Source organism: candidate division KSB1 bacterium (genome assembly GCA_034506335.1).
In the GTDB taxonomy this organism is placed as follows: Bacteria; Zhuqueibacterota; Zhuqueibacteria; order JANLFK01; family Oleimicrobiaceae; genus Oleimicrobium.
Genome location: JAPDPR010000017.1, coordinates 1 through 19,416, shown reverse-complemented (window position 1 = coordinate 19,416; position 19,416 = coordinate 1). Strand labels below are relative to the sequence as shown.

At 60.5% G+C, this 19,416-nt stretch carries 17 protein-coding genes; all 17 read left to right on the top strand.

Annotated elements, in window-relative coordinates:
• Positions 1-34: 34 nt before the first annotated feature.
• The 17 genes from ONB25_07090 (at position 35) to ONB25_07010 (ending at position 15,938) form a co-directional block, all read left to right on the top strand.
• Positions 35-451, top strand: coding sequence for a response regulator (locus ONB25_07090; GenBank protein ID MDZ7392639.1), 417 nt, complete (start codon positions 35-37; stop codon positions 449-451).
• Positions 452-487: 36 nt separating this feature from the next.
• Positions 488-2,080 (top strand): response regulator, encoded by a 1,593-nt coding sequence (locus ONB25_07085; protein MDZ7392638.1) that lies wholly within the window; start codon positions 488-490, stop codon positions 2,078-2,080.
• 10 nt (positions 2,081-2,090) lie between these two features.
• Positions 2,091-3,296: a response regulator gene (locus ONB25_07080; protein MDZ7392637.1), complete on the top strand. Its 1,206-nt coding sequence runs from the start codon at positions 2,091-2,093 to the stop codon at positions 3,294-3,296.
• Between the two features lie 3 nt (positions 3,297-3,299).
• Entirely contained in the window at positions 3,300-4,475 is a 1,176-nt protein-coding gene (locus tag ONB25_07075) for a response regulator (protein ID MDZ7392636.1), read from the top strand.
• 6 nt (positions 4,476-4,481) lie between these two features.
• A complete protein-coding gene (locus ONB25_07070; protein MDZ7392635.1) occupies positions 4,482-5,687 on the top strand; it encodes a response regulator in 1,206 nt (401 codons plus the stop codon).
• Positions 5,596-6,015 (top strand): response regulator, encoded by a 420-nt coding sequence (locus ONB25_07065; GenBank protein ID MDZ7392634.1) that lies wholly within the window; start codon positions 5,596-5,598, stop codon positions 6,013-6,015. The genes ONB25_07070 and ONB25_07065 overlap by 92 nt, the downstream gene beginning before the upstream one ends.
• 96 nt (positions 6,016-6,111) lie before the next feature.
• Positions 6,112-8,160 carry a PAS domain S-box protein gene (locus ONB25_07060; GenBank protein MDZ7392633.1) on the top strand — a complete coding sequence of 683 codons (2,049 nt, stop codon included), beginning with the start codon at positions 6,112-6,114 and terminating at the stop codon, positions 8,158-8,160.
• A gap of 384 nt (positions 8,161-8,544) precedes the next feature.
• A complete protein-coding gene (gene flgB, locus ONB25_07055; protein ID MDZ7392632.1) occupies positions 8,545-8,952 on the top strand; it encodes a flagellar basal body rod protein FlgB in 408 nt (135 codons plus the stop codon).
• A 19-nt stretch (positions 8,953-8,971) separates the two neighbouring features.
• Positions 8,972-9,469 carry a flagellar basal body rod protein FlgC gene (gene flgC / locus ONB25_07050; GenBank protein ID MDZ7392631.1) on the top strand — a complete coding sequence of 166 codons (498 nt, stop codon included), beginning with the start codon at positions 8,972-8,974 and terminating at the stop codon, positions 9,467-9,469.
• Between the two features lie 32 nt (positions 9,470-9,501).
• Positions 9,502-9,837: a hypothetical protein gene (locus tag ONB25_07045; GenBank protein ID MDZ7392630.1), complete on the top strand. Its 336-nt coding sequence runs from the start codon at positions 9,502-9,504 to the stop codon at positions 9,835-9,837.
• A 47-nt stretch (positions 9,838-9,884) separates the two neighbouring features.
• On the top strand, positions 9,885-10,187 hold the full coding sequence (gene fliE, locus ONB25_07040; protein ID MDZ7392629.1) for a flagellar hook-basal body complex protein FliE: 303 nt from the start codon (positions 9,885-9,887) through the stop codon (positions 10,185-10,187).
• 24 nt (positions 10,188-10,211) lie between these two features.
• Positions 10,212-11,771, top strand: coding sequence for a flagellar basal-body MS-ring/collar protein FliF (gene fliF / locus ONB25_07035; protein ID MDZ7392628.1), 1,560 nt, complete (start codon positions 10,212-10,214; stop codon positions 11,769-11,771).
• A gap of 1 nt (position 11,772) precedes the next feature.
• On the top strand, positions 11,773-12,783 hold the full coding sequence (gene fliG / locus ONB25_07030; protein ID MDZ7392627.1) for a flagellar motor switch protein FliG: 1,011 nt from the start codon (positions 11,773-11,775) through the stop codon (positions 12,781-12,783).
• On the top strand, positions 12,776-13,396 hold the full coding sequence (locus ONB25_07025; protein MDZ7392626.1) for a FliH/SctL family protein: 621 nt from the start codon (positions 12,776-12,778) through the stop codon (positions 13,394-13,396). The genes fliG and ONB25_07025 overlap by 8 nt, the downstream gene beginning before the upstream one ends.
• Before the next feature lie 10 nt (positions 13,397-13,406).
• Positions 13,407-14,723: a flagellar protein export ATPase FliI gene (gene fliI, locus ONB25_07020; protein ID MDZ7392625.1), complete on the top strand. Its 1,317-nt coding sequence runs from the start codon at positions 13,407-13,409 to the stop codon at positions 14,721-14,723.
• Positions 14,724-14,748: 25 nt separating this feature from the next.
• Positions 14,749-15,201 carry a flagellar export protein FliJ gene (gene fliJ / locus ONB25_07015; protein MDZ7392624.1) on the top strand — a complete coding sequence of 151 codons (453 nt, stop codon included), beginning with the start codon at positions 14,749-14,751 and terminating at the stop codon, positions 15,199-15,201.
• Positions 15,198-15,938: a hypothetical protein gene (locus ONB25_07010; GenBank protein MDZ7392623.1), complete on the top strand. Its 741-nt coding sequence runs from the start codon at positions 15,198-15,200 to the stop codon at positions 15,936-15,938. Before fliJ ends, ONB25_07010 begins: the two co-directional genes overlap by 4 nt.
• Positions 15,939-19,416: the final 3,478 nt, after the last annotated feature.

Genomic DNA, 19,416 nt, shown 5'->3' with positions numbered 1-19,416 from the left:
CGGGTCCAGCGCCTTGCTGGGGCAGAGGGTCGTCATGGCAGAGAGCGCAAAGATACTTGTCGTTGAGGACGAGCAGATTGTCGCCCTGGATATTCAAGGGATGTTGCGCCGCCTGGGGTACACGGTGACCGGGCTTGCGGCCACCGGCGAAATGGCCATCACCAAGGCCGAGCAGACAAAGCCAGACCTGGTGTTGATGGACATCAAGCTGAGAGGCGACATCGACGGGATAGAGGCCGGTCAACAGATCAAAGCGCGTTTTGGCATTCCGGTCATTTACTTAACGGCAAACACCGACCAGGACACTTACGAGCGCGCCATGGCCACTGCTCCGCTGGGGTATCTGCAAAAACCCTTTGAGATCGACGTACTCGCTGCCGCCATAGCCAAGGCCGTCGAAGCGATCCGTGCAGACGTGCACCATGTTCCTGCCGAGGTACGGGAAGGGTGAGACTGGCAGTGGGAAAACCACAGAGGTGACGGAAAGATGAGTGGCGCACCGCGGATTCTGGTAGTCGAAGACGAGTCAATTGTGGCCAGAGATGTGGAGAGCATGCTGCGCCAACTGGGGTACGACGTAGTGGGACTTGCTACATCCGGGGAGAGGGCCGTCGCCATGGCACAGGAGAAGAGGCCTGACCTGGTGTTGATGGACATAAAGCTGCGGGGTGCGATGGACGGGGTGGAGGCTGCTGAGCGCATCACCAGCTCCTTGAGCATCCCGGTGATCTTTGTCACCGCCAATTCCGATGACCTGACACTGCAGCGCGCCAAGGTCACGACTCCCTTTGGTTATGTGCTCAAACCGTTTGAGCCGCGCGAGCTCCATATCGCCATCGAGATTGCATTGTATCGCCATGCTGCCGAAAAAGAATTGGCCAAGGTGCATGAACAGAACGCACAGCTGCTGGCCGCCGTTCCCGCAGTGCTGATAGGTGTGGACAAGGACGGGCATGTCATGCACTGGAACCGACAGGCGGAGCTGGTCTTCGGTGCACCGGCAGCAGAGGTGGTGGGGCTGCGGTTTGAGAGGTGTCCCGTGCAGTGGCCGTGGCAGCGTATCCTGGCTGAGGTGGAGCGCTGCTGCAAGGAGCACCAGACGGTCTCGCTGAAAGAGCTGCGCTACCAACGCCCGGATGGGCGCGAGGGATTCCTCAACGTGACCATTAGCCCCTACCTTTTGCAGAATGGCGGCAAGTCGGGCTTCTTGGTGGCGGCAGAGGAAGTAACCGAACACAAGATTCTCCAGCATCAGCTCATGCAAGCGCAGAAGCTGGAATCCATCGGGCAGCTGGCGGCAGGCATTGCCCACGAGATCAACACCCCCACACAGTTCATCGGCGACAACACCCGCTTCTTGCGCGAGGCCTTCGCTTCTCTCTTGGGTGTAATAGAACAGTATCGCCGACTCAAGCAGGCAGTACGGAGCGGCCAAGCGACGCCGCAGCTGCTCGAATCTGTCGAAGAAAAGGAAAGTGAGGTCGACCTGGACTATGTGACGCAGGAGATTCCCCTCGCGATACAGCAGTCACTCGAGGGGATCGAGCGCGTGGCCAACATCGTGCAGGCCATGCGCGCCTTTAGTCATCCAGGCGGGCAGGAGAAAACGGCCGTGGACCTGAACAAAGCAGTGGAGACCACGGTCACCGTGGCTCGTAACGAGTGGAAGTACGTCGCTGATATGGAATTGGACCTGGACAGCACCTTGCCGCACGTGCAAGGACTCCCCAATGAGATCAACCAAGTGATTCTCAACATCCTGCTCAACGCCGCGCATGCGATCAGGGACGTGGTGGGAGCGCGGCCCGAGCGCAAAGGAAAGATCACCATTCGGACGCAACGGAACAACGGTTGGGCCGAAATCCGTATCAGCGACACCGGCACAGGCATTCCGGCTGCCATCAGGCATCGGATTTTTGATCCTTTCTTTACCACGAAGGAGGTTGGTAAAGGCACGGGGCAAGGTTTGGCCATTGCCCACAACGTGATCGTCGAAAAGCACGGCGGTTCCATCACGTTCGAAACTGAAGAGGGCAGAGGGACCACTTTCATCGTGCGTCTGCCGGTCGACGGGTCCTGAGGAAGGCACCATGAAAAGACGCGTTCTGTTTGTCGATGACGAACCGCGGGTGCTCCAGGGGTTGCAGCGTCTCTTGCATCCCATGCGCAGCGAGTGGGATATGCGCTTCGTGAGCGGAGGGCAGGAGGCTTTAGCTCTCCTGGAGGAAGAGCCATTTGATGTGGTGGTCACCGATATGCGCATGCCCGGCATGGATGGCGCCGAGCTCCTGGAACGAGTCCGGCAGCGGCAGCCGCAGACGGTGCGCATTGTGCTGTCCGGCTACTCGGACCGGGAGACGGTCCTGCGCTCAGTGGGGACTGCTCATCAGTACTTGGCCAAGCCGTGCGACTCTGACCTGCTGCGGAGGGTAATAAGCCGTGCGTGTGGGCTGCGGCAATACCTTGCGCAGGAGCGGTTGGTCAAGCTGGTGGCGCAGATGACCACCTTACCCAGCCTGCCGGCTCTCTACCAGAGGGTGCTGGCTGAGGTGCAGGCCCCTAATGCTTCGATCCGCACCGTGGGACAGCTAGTGGCGCAGGACGTGGGCATGACCGCCAAGGTGCTGCAGCTGGTAAACTCGGCCTACTTTGGCTTGCAGCGTGCCATTGCCGACCCCGTGGAGGCGACGATTTACCTGGGGCTGGACACGGTGCGCGCCCTGGTGCTCGCAGCAGGGGTGTTCGCGCAACTGGAACAACGGCAGATCGAGTGTGGTCACGTCGAAGAGCTGTGGCAGCATAGTCTGTGTGCGTGTGGCCTGGCGCGCCTCTTGGCCCGGCACTGGGGAGCCGACGCACGCACCACAGACGAGACCATCATGGCGGGTATGCTGCACGACGCAGGCAAGTTGGTGCTGGCGACCAATTTCCCAAATGAGTACGGCAGAGCACGGATACTCGCGCAGCAAAGAGGCGTGATTATGCAGCAGGCGGAGGAGGCAGTCTTTGGTGCGGGTCATGCGGAGGTGGGTGCATACCTCATGGGTCTCTGGGGGCTTCCAGATCCTGTGGTGGAAGCTATGGCTTACCACCATGCCCCGCACCGGTGTGAGAGCCTCCAGCGTGGGCCCCTTGCCGCAGTGCACATTGCAGATGCCGTGGCCCACAGCATAGAGCCAAACAGCAGCGGACTACCTCAACCCACGCTGGAGGCCGACTACCTGAATGCCTTAGGCTTGCCGAATGCTTTGGACCATTGGCACACGCTCTGTGCCTCAGCGCAGGAAAGGGGGTAGGCAATGAGTGAGCGCGTTCTTTGTATCGATGATGACCCGAACATTCTTGCCGGGTATCAGCGTATCCTTCACGCGCGCTTTCGCTTAGACACCGCGCGCAGTGCCAAGGAGGCCTTGAGCAAAATTCAGCACGGCGAACCTTACGCAGTGGTGGTGTCGGACTTGCGCATGCCGGAAATGGATGGGATCGCCCTGCTCACCAAAGTGCGCGAGCTGAGTCCAGACACGGTGCGCATCGTGCTGACTGGCTACGCTGACATCCAGATGGCGATGGCGGCGGTGAACGAGGGAAGCGTGTTTCGCTTCCTTGCCAAACCCTGCCCGCCTGAGCATTTCGCCAAGGCGCTGGAAGCGGCATTGCGCCAGTACCGCCTGCAGCGTGCCGAGCGGGAGCTCCTGGAGCTCACCCTGCGGGGCGTGGTGGATGTGCTGGCCGAAGTGCTGGCAATGGTGAACCCCCTGGCCTTCAGCCAGAGTACCAGGCTCCGGCGGATCGTTCGCCACATGGGTCAGACCATCGGCGTGAGCGACCTGTGGCAGTACGAAGTGGCGGCCCTCCTTTCGCAGGTCGGGTGTCTTGTATTGCCGCAGGACCTGTTGGAAAAGGTGTATGCGGATCTGCCGCTCAGCGAGGAAGAGGAGCTTATGTATGCCTCGCGCACCACAGTGGGCCACAAGCTCCTCAGCGCTGTGCCGCGCATGGAGAAGGTAGCTGCAATGATAGCTCGCCAGAATGAGTCGTTTCCTCCACGCAAGAGCGTGGAAGAACTCCGCCAGACCGATCCGGAGCTGTTGGGGGGACAAATGATTAAAGTGGCTCTGGCCTTTGACAATCGGCTCCTTGCCGGTGCCAGCCAGGAGCAGGCGATCGGCGCATTGGCGATGCGTGACGAAGAGTTCCAGCCCCATTTGGTCGCCACGCTCTACTCGTTACCTTCATTGCGGGTGGAGATGAAAGAGGCATTCGTACGCGTCCGGGACCTGAACACCACCATGGTGCTGGCAGAGGATGTGTTCACGCGGAACGGACTCCTGTTGGCGAAGAACGGGCAAGAGGTGAGTATGGCCCTCCTCCACCGGCTGCAGAACTTTGCCAGGCGGATTGGCGTGCGCGAGCCTATTCGAGTATTAGTGCCGCGCGTTAAGGAAGAAGAGACAGCTAACACAATGGTGGGATGAGGCGAGATGCCCCATAAGGTCTTGTTTGTTGACGATGAGCCACACGTGCTCGCTGCGTTGCGCAGGGCATTACACAGGGAGCCCTACCAGGTCCTCTGTGCCTCGTCAGGGACTGAGGCCCTGCGCCTCATGGCCGAGACACCAGTTGACGCGGTAATCTCTGACGAACAGATGCCGGGCATGAGCGGCTCCGAGCTGCTGGCTGAGGTCCGCCGCCGCTACCCTGAGACAGTGCGCATGATGCTTACGGGCAATGCGACCTTGAGTACGGCCATCCGTGCCATAAACGATGGCGAAGTCTATAGATTTTTCACGAAACCGTGCAATGAGTTGGACTTGGCGACCACCATTCGCCACGCCTTAGAGCAGAAGGACCTGGTTGAGGAGAACCGCCGCCGCACAGTCGAGCTGGCGGAGGCGAACAAGGAGCTGGAGTCATTCAACTACACAGTCTCCCACGACTTGCGTTCGCCTTTGCAGTGCATCGAGGGATTTGCCCAGGCCCTGGAAGAAGATTATGGCGAGCGATTGGACGAACAAGGTCGCCAGTACCTGTTTCACCTGCGCACTGCTGCCCGGCGCATGACTCAGCTGGTGAATGACCTGTTGGCGCTTTCCCGTACTTACCGATGCGAGTTGCAAATAGCGCGCGTCGACCTTTCGGCAATGGCAAAGGAAATCGCCGCTGGTCTTCGTTTCGCACACCCTGAACGCAATGTACGTTTTGTGATTGCCGAGGCAATGTATGCCTGGGGGGATGCCCGTTTCTTGCGGGTCGTGCTGGAGAACCTGATCGGGAATGCGTGGAAGTTCACATCGCGACACGCGGAGGCAACCATAGAAGTGGGAATGAAGCGCGAAGACCTGCCAGAAAAGGCAGAGGGGCAGCCGGTCTATTTTGTGCGGGACGATGGGGCTGGCTTTGACCCGGCTTATGCCGACCGGCTTTTCACGCCCTTTCAGCGGCTCCATTCACTCAGCGAATTCGAAGGGAACGGGATCGGCTTGGCAACGGTGCAGCGCATCGTGACCAGGCACGGCGGCAAAGTGTGGGCGGAAGGTCAGGTGGAGCGAGGGGCAACGATCTACTTCACCCTTCCGGAACGTGAGGGCTGTACACATGCACAAGAAGCACATACTGTTGGTGGAGGACAATCCGAGCGACGAGGCGCTGACCATGCGCGCCTTGCGCCGGAGCGGTGTACCCTGTGAGGTAACGGTCCTCAGGGACGGGGCAGAGGCATTGGATTATCTCTTCTGCACTGGCCCCTACCAGGGGCGGGAACCGGCTGGGCTGCCGGACCTTGTTCTGCTGGATCTCAGGTTGCCGAAAGTGGATGGCTTGCAGGTCCTGCAACGCATTCGCGCCGACCAACGCACCGCGGCCCTGAAGGTGGTGGTGCTCACCGCCTCGGATGCGGAGAGCGATTTGGTTCAGGCCTACGGGCTCGGGGCTACCAGCTACCTGCGTAAGGCCGTTCGCCAAATGGGCATAGCCTGGCTTCTTGCCGATGAGGCGAGCAAGGGCCAACGTCATTGATGGCCGGCGAACTAGCCAAAAACGCATCGATGAGCGGCACTCAAGCTTTCCCGATCTCGGTAGGCTGAGGTGCCGTTGCCGGGAGGAGTGGTTGTCATGCGCGTCCGGTCAACTGCAATGCTGATGTTGTTGCTGTCACTTTGGGGAGCTCCTAACACTGCGGAGACTTTGTCTCTGCGAGACCCTGGTGCGCACAACGCGCTAACCGCCCAGGTGGTTACCCATAGAGCGCATGACGCGCAGGGTTTCGGTCTCACTATCTACCCGGGTGCCCTGGGGCTCCACGAAGGCTGTGGTTTTCTCTCCAGTTGGACGACCTCGCGTTTTACCCAACTTATCTGGCTGCAGGCTCTCGTCGTGTTTGGCTTGTTGATCTTGCTTGTTCTGGGGCACAGGTGGTTGACCCGTTCCATCCGCCAAAAGAACAGAGAGCTGCAAGAGCTAAACGTGCGGCTGAGCGGGGAGATCGCCGAACGGCAGAAGGCCGAGCGCCGCCTACGCGAAGCCCATGAGCAGCTCGAGCGGCGTGTTCAGGAGCGCACCGCCGAACTGATGACTACCAACGCAGTGCTGCAGTGCGAAATAAGCGAGCGCACAAGGGTGGAGCAGGCGCTCAGCGAACGGTTGGCATTCGAAGAGTTGATCGCCGTCTTAGCGAGCGACTTTGTGCGCCTCCGCGGCGAAGAGGTGGACTCTGGCATCAACCGCACCCTGGCATCGATTGGCTCTTTCGCCAAGGTGGACCGCAGCTACGTGTTCTGTTTTTCGGAGGATGGCTCCACCATGAGCAACACCCACGAGTGGGTGGCCGAGGGCGTTACTCCGGAGATGCAGAATCTACAAAACATTCCAGTGGACGTCGTCCCATGGTGGATGAAGCATCTCCGCGCTCTGGAGAACATCTACGTACCGTGTGTGGCCGATCTCCCTGAGGAGGCAGCGGCGGAAAAGGAAATCCTGCAAGCCCAGGGTATCCAGTCGGTAATCGTGGTGCCGATGGTGTCAGGCGGCGAGTTGATTGGCTTCCTCGGTTTCGATTCCGTGCGGGCGCAACGAGAGTGGCCCGAGTCATTCATCGTGCTGTTGCGCGTAGTGGGGGAAATGCTGGCCAACGCCATCGCGCGGAAGCGCGCCGAAGAAAAGATCAGACTGGCAGAGGAACGGTACCGCGCCATCGTGGAGGGGACCCAGGCCTTCCTGATGAACGTGGATCTTCACGGCAGAATAACTTACGCCAACGAGGCGGCAGTACGCGCGCTCGGGTTCACTAGCGCAGATGAGGTGCTCGGCCAGCGCTACCTGCGTTTTGTCCATCCCGAGGACCGGCGGCGTGTGGCAGAGGCGTATAAACAGCAAGTTCTCACCCGTCAGAAGTCGCTTTTCATGGAATTCCGCACGCTCGACCGAAACGGCAAGGAACGGTGGTTTTCCTTCATGACCAACCCGATGATAGAGGGCGACCACGTCGTGGGACAGAATGGCGTGGCCCATGATATCACCGCGCGGAAAGTGGCAGAGGAGACGCTGGCCGCCTCGCTCAAAGAAAAGGAAATGCTGCTCAAGGAGATTCATCATCGTGTGAAGAACAACATGCAGGTGGTGTGCAGCCTGCTCAACTTGCAGTGCGACCGTCTCACCTCCCCAGAGGCCATACAGGCGCTGCGCGATAGCCAGAACAGGGTCAAATCCATGGCTCTCATCCACGAAAAACTCTACCGTTCCGCTAGTCTGTCTGAAATCGACTTTGGCGAATACTTGCGGAGCCTGGTTGACAGTCTAATGCGCTCGTATGCCACCAATGGGCAGGTGCACGTTGATCTTGCCGCAGAGAGCACCAGTCTTGGCATCGACAGCGCCATCCCCTGCGGACTGATCGTCAATGAGCTGGTGAGCAACGCGCTGAAGCACGCCTTCCCGAAGGCCAGAGCCGGGATGATTAGGGTCTCGTTTGCCCGCGAGAACGGCCGCTATGCCTTGCAAGTGGCTGACGACGGCGTGGGCTTCCCCAAAGGCCTTGATTTCCGCAACTCGCCTTCCTTAGGGTTGCAGCTTGTGAGCACTTTGGTCGACCAGCTAGAAGGGGAAATCGAACTGCATTCCAATGGGCGAGGGAGCCAGTTTGTGATTCGATTCCCAGCCCGGTAGAGCCGTGTGGGAGCCTGCCACTTGAGCCCCTACTTGCTCGTGGTGGCAGGAACGTGTTGCTGAAAGATCACCACCCTAAGAGGAGGCCATGGTGGGTCTATTCAGCGCACGGTCACATCAAGATATTCCGTCTTCTTGTCCCCCCTTTCGGGTAGTCCTCCTCAGGTAGGCAAAAAAGTTCTGGGAGGAGAAAAAACTACCCGTCCACGTCCCTTTCCACTCCGCCGATACCCGCGAGCGACACATCTTGGTTATCCTCCTACTACTTGATATTTTGATAGTTATCGAGCCTCTCTTTTCCTTAGGGAGGCCTAGGCTCGGGTGGCACATCTGTTGCCAAGGTGAGGGTGCGCTTCATGGCCAGGAAACTCTGGAGGGAACGGAATGCTCGACGGGATCTTTGCTCGCACATCGATACCTCTGCTGCACCGCATCCTGAACTTGACCACGGCGCGGGAGCGGGCCATCGCCTCGAACGTGGCCAATGTCAACACCCCTGGCTATCGTCGGAAGGACGTGGCCTTCGAGGAACTGCTTGCGGAGGCAACCGGCAGAGGCTTTCTCTCGGGGCTTAAGGCTCACGAGCGCCACATGGATGTTGGCGGGGCGCGGCTTGCGGGCGAGCAAGTGCCGCTGGAGGAGGTGCCTGGTACAGGTGGCGCGGCCAACGACGTGAACATTGAGACAGAAATGGTCGAGATGGCCAAGACGCAACTTACCTACCTGGTGTCGGCGCAGCTGATTAGCAATAACTTCAAGGCGCTCTTGGCCAGCATACGTGGCCGCACGTAGCAAGTGAGGAGTCTGAGGCATGGGATTGGAGCGGTTGTTTACGGTGCTCAACGTTGCCGCCTCAGGGCTGGCGGCGCAACGGCAGCAGTTGGATGCGGCTGCGAGTAACATCGCCAACGCCGAGACCCTGGAGACGCCCGAGGGCGGTCCTTATCGCCGACGGGACGTGGTGTTCCGACAAACCGGCGTAGAAAAGTTTTCCACTCTCGTGCAACGCGAGTTGGCGCGCCTGGGGCCGGTGGGCGAGCGTATCATGGCAGCGCGCGCACGACTGCTGGGTCATCGCTCCCCGGCCGTCGCCGTCGAGGCAAAGGAGGTAAGGGAGAGCAGCGACCAGGGGCAGTTGGTCTATGATCCCGGACACCCCCTCGCAGACGCTGAGGGCTATGTGCGTAAGCCAAATGTGAACATGGTTAAAGAGATGCTCTCGTTGATGACCGCCACGCGGGCCTATGAGGCAAACCTGAGCGTGGTGCAAGCCACTAAGACGATGGCAAAGAAGGCGTTGGAGATTTAGGAAAGCGTTGTCAGGATCGGGCGAGGCAGGGTATGCGGATCGATCTTGTAGTGGATTCTTTCTCCAATTATGACCAGCTTCGTGCACCTCAACGGGCCGGGGGCGAGCGATTTCACACCTACAACCGCAGCGCAGGTGTGACGTCCGAGGTGGGCAGAAAGGAGGATTCTGACAAGGTTATCCTCTCGGGCAATGTACCGCCTGCTACCCATGCGGAAGAGGAAAGCCCTCTGGATATGGCCGAACAGGAGATGTTGGGCCGTCTCTTTCCGCCAGGTCTTTTCGGCAATGGTGTGCGGGCATACCGGCTCGCTCAGGGCGGTGAGCCGGCGCCAAAGCTGGGGCAGCACATCGATGCGCGCACGTGAAGCGCAGCGGGCAGATCCGGCGTGGCATTGCAGAAAGGAAGCAATAGATGAGAATTGAACAGATCAGTAACCTCTCTAGCGGGTCCCTGCCACAATCCGAAAGGATCGGCGTGCCGCAGTCTGGGGAGGTACCAAGCTTTGGGCAGATTATCAACAAGTACCTGGACGAGACCAATCAGATGCAGCTCAAGGCCGGCGAGGCAGTTCGGCAAATGGCGTCTGGCCAGATCGAGGATATTCACGAAGTGATGATTGCTGTGGAAAAAAGCAGGGTGAGCCTGGAGCTGGTCATTGAGATCCGCAACCGCTTGCTGGAAGCCTACCGCGAGCTGATGCGCATGCAGGTGTGAGCCCCGGTGGAGGGTTGAGGAGCCATGGCTGAAGCTGCTACAAAAGGCAAATCCTTTTCCACGTGGTACCGAGAGGTTTCGGCACAGTACACCCCAGTGCAGAAGGTGGTGTTCGTCGTCACGCTCGCAGCCATTGTCGGTGGCTTTTTCTTCCTCTTGCGCTGGGCAACACAGCCAGAATTCGTCACCCTCTACTCGGACATGGACCTCAAGGACGGGGAAAAAGTCGTCGAGCTCCTCAGGAGCTCGAGGGTGCCATACCGATTGGAGGAAGGGGGAAGGGCCATTTTGGTACCCGCCAACCGGGTGTACGAATTGCGCATGAAGTTGGCGGCTGAGGACCTTCCGCGTTCGGGGAAAATCGGCTACGAGGTCTTTGACAAGAAGGACATCGGCGTCTCCGAGTTTGTCCAGTCGGTGAACTACCAACGGGCGCTGGAGGGAGAACTGGGGCGCACGATCCAAGCCTTGTCGGAAGTGGAGTTTGCCCGGGTGCACCTGGTATTCCCGAAAGATCGACTGTTCAAAGAAGATCAACAGAAACCCACCGCTTCGGTGCTCTTGCGCCTCCGCCCTGGGGCGCGGCTGCGCGAGGAACAGGTAGCAGGCATCGCAAATCTGGTGGCCAACAGCGTGGAGGGTCTTGACGAGCGCGATGTGACCATCGTGGACACCGAAGGGCGTATTCTTTCGGACAACACTGAGCGAGATTCCGTGGTCGGCCTGTCCGCGAGCCAACTGGAGCTGCAGAAGAAGGTCGAGGCTTACCTGCAGAGCAAGGCCCAGACGATGCTCGATGGCGTGTTGGGGCCAGGCAACGCCATCGTGCGCGTGGCGGCGGAGCTGAACTTCAAGAAGGCTGACAAGGTGGCGGAAAGCTACGATCCAGATTTGGCCGCGGTGCTAAGTCAGGAAAACCTTGAGGAGACGAGCGGCGATACCTCTGGGAAACCGCTGGTGAGCTCGCGGCGCACGGTCACCAATTACCAGGTCAGCAAGACGGTGGAACACGTGGTGGAGTCGGTGGGCAATATTGAGCGGCTTTCGGTGGCGGTGCTGGTCAACGGCGCCTACCGAACGTCGCAGGGGCCCGATGGCGGCACAGTGCGCGAATACGTTCCGCGCAGCGAAGAAGAGCTGAGTCGCCTGGAGGCAATGGTCAAGGGCGCGGTGGGGTTCAGCGAAGAGCGTGGGGACCAATTCGAGATCACCAACTTGCAGTTCGACACGAGCCTGTTGACCGAGGGCGAGGAATGGCTGAAGACCGTGCAGCGCAAGGAGCGCATGGCCTTCTATGTGTCGTTGGGGCAGAAGATACTGGTGGGGGTGCTGCTGCTGTTGTTGTTGGCGCTTCTGCGCTCGCGCCTGCGCCGGTTCCGGGGCTCGCTGACCGCTGCTGAGCAGCCTTCTGCCGAGCAGCTCATAGGGGCGAAGCGCGCTGAACTCGGTGCCGGACGTGAAGCCCCAGAGCTCAGCGAAGACGCAAAGGCGAGAGCCGAGCTGGAAAAGCAAGTCGTGGACTTTACCCGCGAAAATCCTCGCGCCGCTGCACGCCTGATCAGATACTGGCTAGTCGAGGAGTGAAATGGCGCCCAGCGAGAAGCTTTCCGGTCGACAAAAGGCCGCCATCCTTCTGGTTGCACTTGGCATGGACGCCTCCAGCCAGGTGCTGAAGGAGCTTTCAGAGGAGGAGCTGGAGCAGGTCACCAAGGAGATTGCCAATCTCGGGCACGTGCCTTCGGAAACCGTGCAGAGCGTGATCGCCGAATTCAAAGAGATGGCCATCGCTGACGAGTACGTGGCCGTCGGGGGGCTTGACTATGCGGTCAACCTGTTGCAGAGCACAGTAGGCCAGGTCAAAGCTTCTGAGATCATCCGCAAAGTGCATCGCTCCATGGAGCTGCAGGGTTCCATGCGCATCCTTGAGAAGCTGGATCCGGTGCAGCTTGTCAACTTCATCCAGAAGGAGCACCCGCAGACCATTGCCCTGGTATTGACGCAACTTGACGCCGAGCAGGCTGCCTTTGTCATGAGCAGCCTTCCTGAAGAAATCCGCAGCGAGGTGGCCTACCGCTTTGCTACGATGGACAGGGTCTCCTCTGAAATGATCGGGGAAGTGCAGAAGGTGCTCAAGTCGCGGTTGGAGTTAAGTGTCCACGGCTCCGAACTTGGCGGGGTCAAGGCAGCTGCGGAGATGCTGAACTTCTTGGGTCAGAGCCTGGAGCGCTCCATTTTGAAGGACATCGGCGCCCGCGATCCAGCCCTTGCTGAAGAGATTAAGAACCTGATGTTTGTGTTCGAGGACATTGTGCTGTTGGACGACCGCTCCATCCAGAGGGTGCTCCGGGAGGTACAGACCCATGACTTGGCGCTCGCCCTCAAGTCCACCACACCCGAGGTGAAGCGGCGCATCTACCAGAACATGTCGGAGCGCGCCCAGGCGATGATAGAGGAAGAAATCCAGTTCATGGGCCCCGTTCGCCTCAGTGAGGTAGAAAAGGCGCAAAAGGGCATCGTGGACATCATCCGCAAGCTGGACGAAGAAGGCGAGATCATCATCACTGGTCGCGGCGAGAAAGAGGAGATCATTGTCTAAGCATAGGCTAAAAGTAGGCGTGCCGGTTCGAGCCGTGTACGCAAGGATCGATGGCAGGCCCGTAGCAGTGGAACAGGTGCCGCAAAACGGAACGGACGACCGCACGCGTGTGGCGCAAGCGTATGCGCAAGGCCTTGCTGAAGGTAAGAAGGCGGGAAGCCAGGAGGTCTGGGCCCAGGTGCACGAACTCTATCAGCAGCTCCAGACCGTGGTAAGCCAGGTTGTGGCCGAGCAGCAACGTCTCGTCCGCGAGGCCGAGCCAGCGCTGGTTAAGCTGGTCATAGCGGTTGTTCGCCGGCTGCTCCGCCGAGAACTAAACCAGAACGGCCACTATGTGGAGGCAATGGTGAGAGAGGCGCTTCGCATGGTACACGACAGCGCACGCGTAGTTATTCGCCTCCACCCCGACGATTCCGCCCTCCTTCGCGACAAGGCACAAGAGCTTGGCGCGGAGATAGCCGATCTGGAAGTCTTGGAATTCAAAGACGATCCGCACATAACGCGTGGCGGGTGCATCGTGGAGACCGACCTGGGCACCATCGACGCGCGCCTTGAGGTGCAACTGGAAGAGATCTCCCATGAACTGGAGGAGTCATTGATTGGACAGTCCTGAGCGTACAACCATGGAGACTCTCCGGCGGCTGGACGAATGTGTGGCCAAAGTGGGACGCGCCACCACGGTGCGGTTCTTGGGCAGGGTGACGGACGTGGTAGGCGTGGTGATCGAATCGGAGGGGCCCAATGCGAGCATTGGCGATGTCTGCCTCATCCGCTCCCAGTCAGGCCACAGCGCGCAGGAGGCCGAGGTGGTTGGCATCCGGGGCCACAAAGTGCTCCTCATGGCACTGGGCGAGCTGAACGGCATTGGCCCAGGCAGCGTGGTGGTCCGCAAACGACAGCAGTTCACCACGCCGGTCGGTGCTGAACTGTTGGGCAGGGTCATAGACGGCTTAGGGCGTCCAATTGACAACAAGGGGCCACTGCGCGTGAGGCAGCGCCGCTCCATCTACCAGCCCGCGCCTGATCCCCTGTCGCGACGCAGAGTGGAACGACCTCTTGCCACTGGTATCAGAGCCATCGATGCACTGCTCACCTGCGGCGAGGGGCAACGCATGGGCATCTTCTCCGGCAGTGGCGTGGGAAAGAGCGTGCTCCTCGGGATGATCGCCCGCAACACCGACGCCGATGTCAATGTGATCGGCCTGATCGGCGAGCGCGGCAGGGAGGTGCGGGACTTCTTGGAGCGCGACTTGGGGGAGCAGGGGCTGCGACGCTCGGTGGTGGTAGTGGTGACCGGCGACCAGGCGGCCCTACTGCGCGTCAAGGGTGCCCTGGTTGCCACCACCATCGCCGAATACTTCCGCGACCAGGGACTGCGCGTGATGCTCATGATGGATTCCATCACACGGGTGGCAATGGCACAGCGGGAAATCGGTCTGTCGGTGGGAGAGCCTCCGACCACGCGCGGCTATACCCCCTCGGTCTTTGCCTTCTTGCCGAAGCTGTTGGAACGGGCCGGGAATACCCAGTGCGGCAGCATCACTGGACTCTACACAGTCCTGGTGGAAGGTGATGACCTGAACGAACCGGTCTCCGACGCGGTGCGAGCCATCCTTGATGGACACGTGGTGCTGTCGAGGCGCCTGGCCAACGTGAACCATTACCCGGCCATCGACGTCTTGGCCAGCACCAGCAGGGTGATGATCGATGTGGTCTCGCGGGAACACCTTGAGGCAGCGCGCAAGGTGGTCGAAATCCTCTCCGTATATCGCGAGGCCGAGGACCTCATCAACATCGGCGCCTATGTGCCGGGCAGCAATCGAAAAGTTGACTATGCCCGGAGCATGATCGAACGCGTCAACGCGTTTCTTCGCCAGGGCATCGACGAAAGAGTGGATTTTGCGAGAGCCGTGCAGGAGCTCAAGGCTCTGGTAGGGTAACAAGAACCGTGCGGGGGAAGAAGCAATGAAAGCCTTTCGTTTTCCTTTGCAACGCGTGTTGGATGCGCGCAGGCACAAGGAAGATGCGCGCAAAAAAGAGTTGGCAGCAGCCAAGCAGGCCGAACTGGAGGCGCAAGAACGCCTGCGCCTGCTGCAGGATCACAGCGCTGAGGTTCGGGGTGAACTGGGTTGTCACGTGGGCAGAGTGTTCAAGGCGTCAGAGATGAGCCTTTACTACGCCTATTCCCAGCAGCTACAGCACCACATCGCGCAACAGGAAAAGGTTGTGACGCAGGCGGCTGCCATAGTGGCCGAAAAGCGGGAAGCCCTGCTTGCCTCATCCAAGGAGAAGAAGGCGCTGGAGAAGCTGAAGGAGCGAATGAAAGATCGGCATCTCGTCGAAACGAACCGGGAAGAACAGACCATGCTTGACGAAGCAGCGGCCAGGCTGGGCGCAAGGAAGGTGTCAGTATCATGAACGATCCAAAACCATCTCTTCCCGAGAGCGTGAACATGCCCTTGGCGGCAGAGACGACGCAGGGCAAGTCGCTTCTTGTCGTAGGATTAGTCTCGACGTTGTCGTTTGCCGCCTTGGTAGCGGCCTCTTACTTCAAGTTTGTGAAGCCCCGTTTGGAGTCACGGATAGCTACCATGGCTGAAGTGGACAGCCTGACTGCGGTCGGTCCTGTCAGCATGGACAGCATTGGGATCGTGTACCGCGACACTCCAATCCCCAAACGCCTTGAGGCGACACCCGACACGGCCACGGGGGAGCAGAAGCCTCAGTTGAAAATGAGCGACGATTTTATCCGCGTCGTCGAGATGTACGAGGCACGCATAGCCAGGCTTGAAGAGAAGAACTACCTGCAGCAGGTGAAGATCGACTCGTTGGAAAAGGAACGGCTGACCAGGCAAGCGGAGATCGACAGCATTAGCAATGTGCTTTTGCGGAAGCTGGCAGCCCAGGTGGCTCCACCAGCTCCTGCAACCAAGGTGACGGTTAAACAGCCTACGAGGACCGGCATGGGTGCCCGCGAATTGGCCAAGATTTACGACGCCATGCCGGCGCAGCAGGCCGCAGCTGTGCTGTCGCAGTTAGAGACCGAGACCGTTGCACAGATTCTTGTGCTCCTGCGCGAGCGCCAGGCAGCAAAGATCCTCTCGGCCATGGACAGTCAAAAAGCTGCCGAAATCAGCCGCATGATAGGGCGCTAGTACGGAGGCGAGCCACGGCACGCATTTCCCACATAGGCCCTAAACAGGGCGCCACACCGAGGGATACAGGACCACACGGGGGTGAGAAACCCTCGAAGGTGGCGTTCGTCCAGACCCTGACGCAAGCGCTTGCTCCACAGCACGCGGAGAGGGGCGACGCCAGACAGGCGGGCGCCCCGCCAGGAGCGCACAGATGGCTGCCAGCAGGCACGGTCTCCGGTTGGCTCATGCTGAAGGGAGGCACCTGCTTTGTGAGGCTGGATGAGCGCGCCATGCTCCTTCCCACATTGGACTCACATTCCGCGCAGCTTGAGTGGCCTGTGGGACCGCTGTCAGCGAGTCCTTGGGCGTCTGGGGCGACGAGTTGGGGCACGGCTGTGGAAGTGGCCAGCGATTCTGTGGGTGCTCGGGTCCCGGCGCGCGTACCTGGCGCACGCAACACCGTGGGCGTTACCCCTGACCGCGCGGAAACGGCAAGGGAAGACGTGTCTTCTGGTGAGTTCCGCCGGGTACACGAGCCTGCTCGCGCGCGCAAGGGAGAACTCTCCGGCCTCACTTCGGCGGTCAAGGGTTCAGTCCCCGGGCGCAAGGCGATGACGGTGGACGGCTTTGCGAGTCGGGAGCTCCAAATACTGGCGCAAGGCTCGCGCGACGCCATGGTAACGAATCTGTCGCACCCTGCGGCCTTGTCGGGGCCGATGAGGCTAAACAGGCCTGCGGTTGGGTGGCATCTTGCATTCGACGCAGCCTCCATTGCAAGACAGGGCTTTGCGCTAGCCGTTTCGCCGGAGGAGCGCGTTTTTCTCGCGGGTATGAATCATCCCTTGCTCGACGCAGAGAAGCAGCCTGGCGCAGGAGAGAAGAGGCGCGTTCGAGCCAGCGTGGGAGTGGAGGCTTCCATGCAGCGTTCAAGCCTCCCTCCTGTGAGTTCGCCTGAACCAGAGAGGCAGCTGCGCGTTCGGGGTGGGTCGGCCAGATCAGAGGGCACAGCGGAAGATCCTCCTTTAAAGGAAGGAGCAGGAGGCTCCAGACCCCATAATCTCCACCAGGTGGACTCTCGCACCGCGGGAGTGGACTCTACTTCGCCGACTCCGTCCGGGCCTCAGCACGGATTGTCGCCCAGGGAAAAGGGGGACCACCTCGTTGCAGCGGCAAAGCCCCAAACGGGGACTACTTCACAGACGGGGGCGGAACGGAGGGGCAGGGGGTGCTCTTCGGCCACCGAAGTACTAACGCCGGGCGATTCTTGGGGCGAGGCCGATATCGCGAAGGGGCCAGCTGTGAGCATGGACCACACCTGCGAGACACGGTCGAGTCTGCAGGGCTCGCTCCAGAGAGTCGTTGTAGCACCCGCCGCCCTCAGGGGGCAAGATTGTTCGGCAGGCCCGGACTTGCCTATTGCGCCTTCTGCCACTCTAAAGGCAGGGGTGTCAGGGCCGACGTTCCCCACGGCATGGACAAGAAAAGCGGACCTACGGAGCCTCGTGGTTCCCGTTTCTATTCTGGCAAGCGCACTGCGCACAGACGACGCGCCCCGAGCGGCAGCATCTTCGGGAATGGGCACGCACATGGTGCCGCACGCTTCCGTCACCCAGGCAAGAGGGGATACTCTGCCTGCCGGGGCAGGGGAGAAAGCGGCGGCCCGCGCGGTGATCACCGCCCAGCCGACTGGAATTAGTTCCACGGCCGGAGGGGCTCAGCGGCTGGCTGCAGGGGATGCATCGCCTGCGCATGAGCCCAACGAGGTGACAACTCAGGGTATCCCCACCGATCAGGATGGTCCGGCAGACGCCGGGCAGAGAAGGGCCGTGCCGAGGAGCGCCGGGCGGCCTGGTGAGCCTGCTCTGCGCGGCACACCGAAGAAGGCCTCACCTCTTGTCGGAATGGGGGTATCAAAGGCGGTCAAGACTCAGGGTATCGGGTCCGCCATGGTTCGCCAAGGGTATGCCAGACTGGCTGGACCAGAGAGCTCGTCAGGCCGCTCGGAGATGGCTGCGCTCGCTTCGGTGCGCCAATCTCAACGCACGCAGCCGCACGATGGGGGTGAGAACGGCGCCCTTCCCACTGAAGGGAGTGAAGCTGCGGGTTCTCGGCACGCGCGCCAGACATCGCATGACCCGTTCGCGCCAGCTCCTCCAGCACCGCGTCCGCATGGATATCCCCGGCCCCTTCGGCGGGAACAAGAGCTGCAACGCGGGCAGGGCAAGACGGTAGATTTCACCGGGGAACAACAAACCCAGACGGTTACTAGACTAGCTTTCGCAAAGGATGCGGGGGCATCGCAAGAAAGCCGGAATGAGCCAGCGGGGGTCAACGCCTCTGAGACCGCGGGAAAAAAGAGGAACGAGGGGACGAGGACAGTGCTGCCGCAAGCTGGTGGCGAAGGCCGCGGTCTTTACTCCGCTCCGGCGATGGGGGAGAAGGGTGGTCCTCGCTCCGCAGAGTCGGAAGTTTCTTTTGCCAATCCAGCCAGGAAGGCTGTAGCCGGGGAGGGATCGCACAAGAGACAGGCCGAGGAGGCCGTAGAGCCGCACCAGCCGGCACATGCGCTCTGGAGCGCTCCGGCCGAGGCGGAAATAGCAAAGGAGGAAGGCGGGCTTCACAGCGGCACAGCGGGCCCGGTAATGGAGCAGGGTCTCCGCTCGCTACCACCGAATGCTGTGGATGGTGGACACGCAGCGCGGCAAGGAGTTGCCCTTGGCAAGAACATCGGTCTCAGGGTGGAGGATAGGCCTACCGGACAAACGGAGGCCCGCGCCCCTGAGCAGTCAAAGCTCCCTGTCACTGCCTTGTCCAGCTGGCCGCCCGATGCCCTAGCGGCGGAGTCCGGTTTAGCCAGGGGATCGGAGCCACGGAGTGGACGACAATCGTTCTCGGCCGCCGCGAGTCGGCCCCAGGCGGCTTCACCTCGCCCAGAGCGGCTTCCTTCGGGGAGGAAGGTTCGCCCGCAGGAGACCCACGTGGCTACCGAGACCTTTTCCACTGCAACGCCTGAAGCCGGCTTTGCTGGGAGACCCGTGGCTCAGGAGAACCTACCGCATCAAAAAGCTTCAAGCACCACAAACGAACAGCGGGCGCCGGAGCGCATTACCCGAGCTTCGGATGAAGGTATCGCAAGGAGACGTCCGCAAGCCTCCGCCCAACGCTCACGACTCGGCGTTGGCGTGCAACGGGCGCACAACCCTAAAGTTGGGTCAAGCTCTTTGGGCATAGTGGAGCGCACGGAAGACCTGAAGGCGAGGGGCCTCGTAGTCTCCCCCGGTGCACAAACTCGGGAGGAAGCCCAGACGAGCCAGTTTTCGGAGCAAAGGGCAGACGCCGTCCGGCGGCCCCGGCCTGCTGAACCGGAAGAGGGGAAACCAGTGCGGGCGCCCGAGCAACCCCAGAAGGGAGCGGGTTCCGCAAAGGCCATTGTCGGCGGCGAGAAGCATGCCATCGGGAAGTCATTCTCTGGGAAGAAACCGCGGGACCTCGGTAG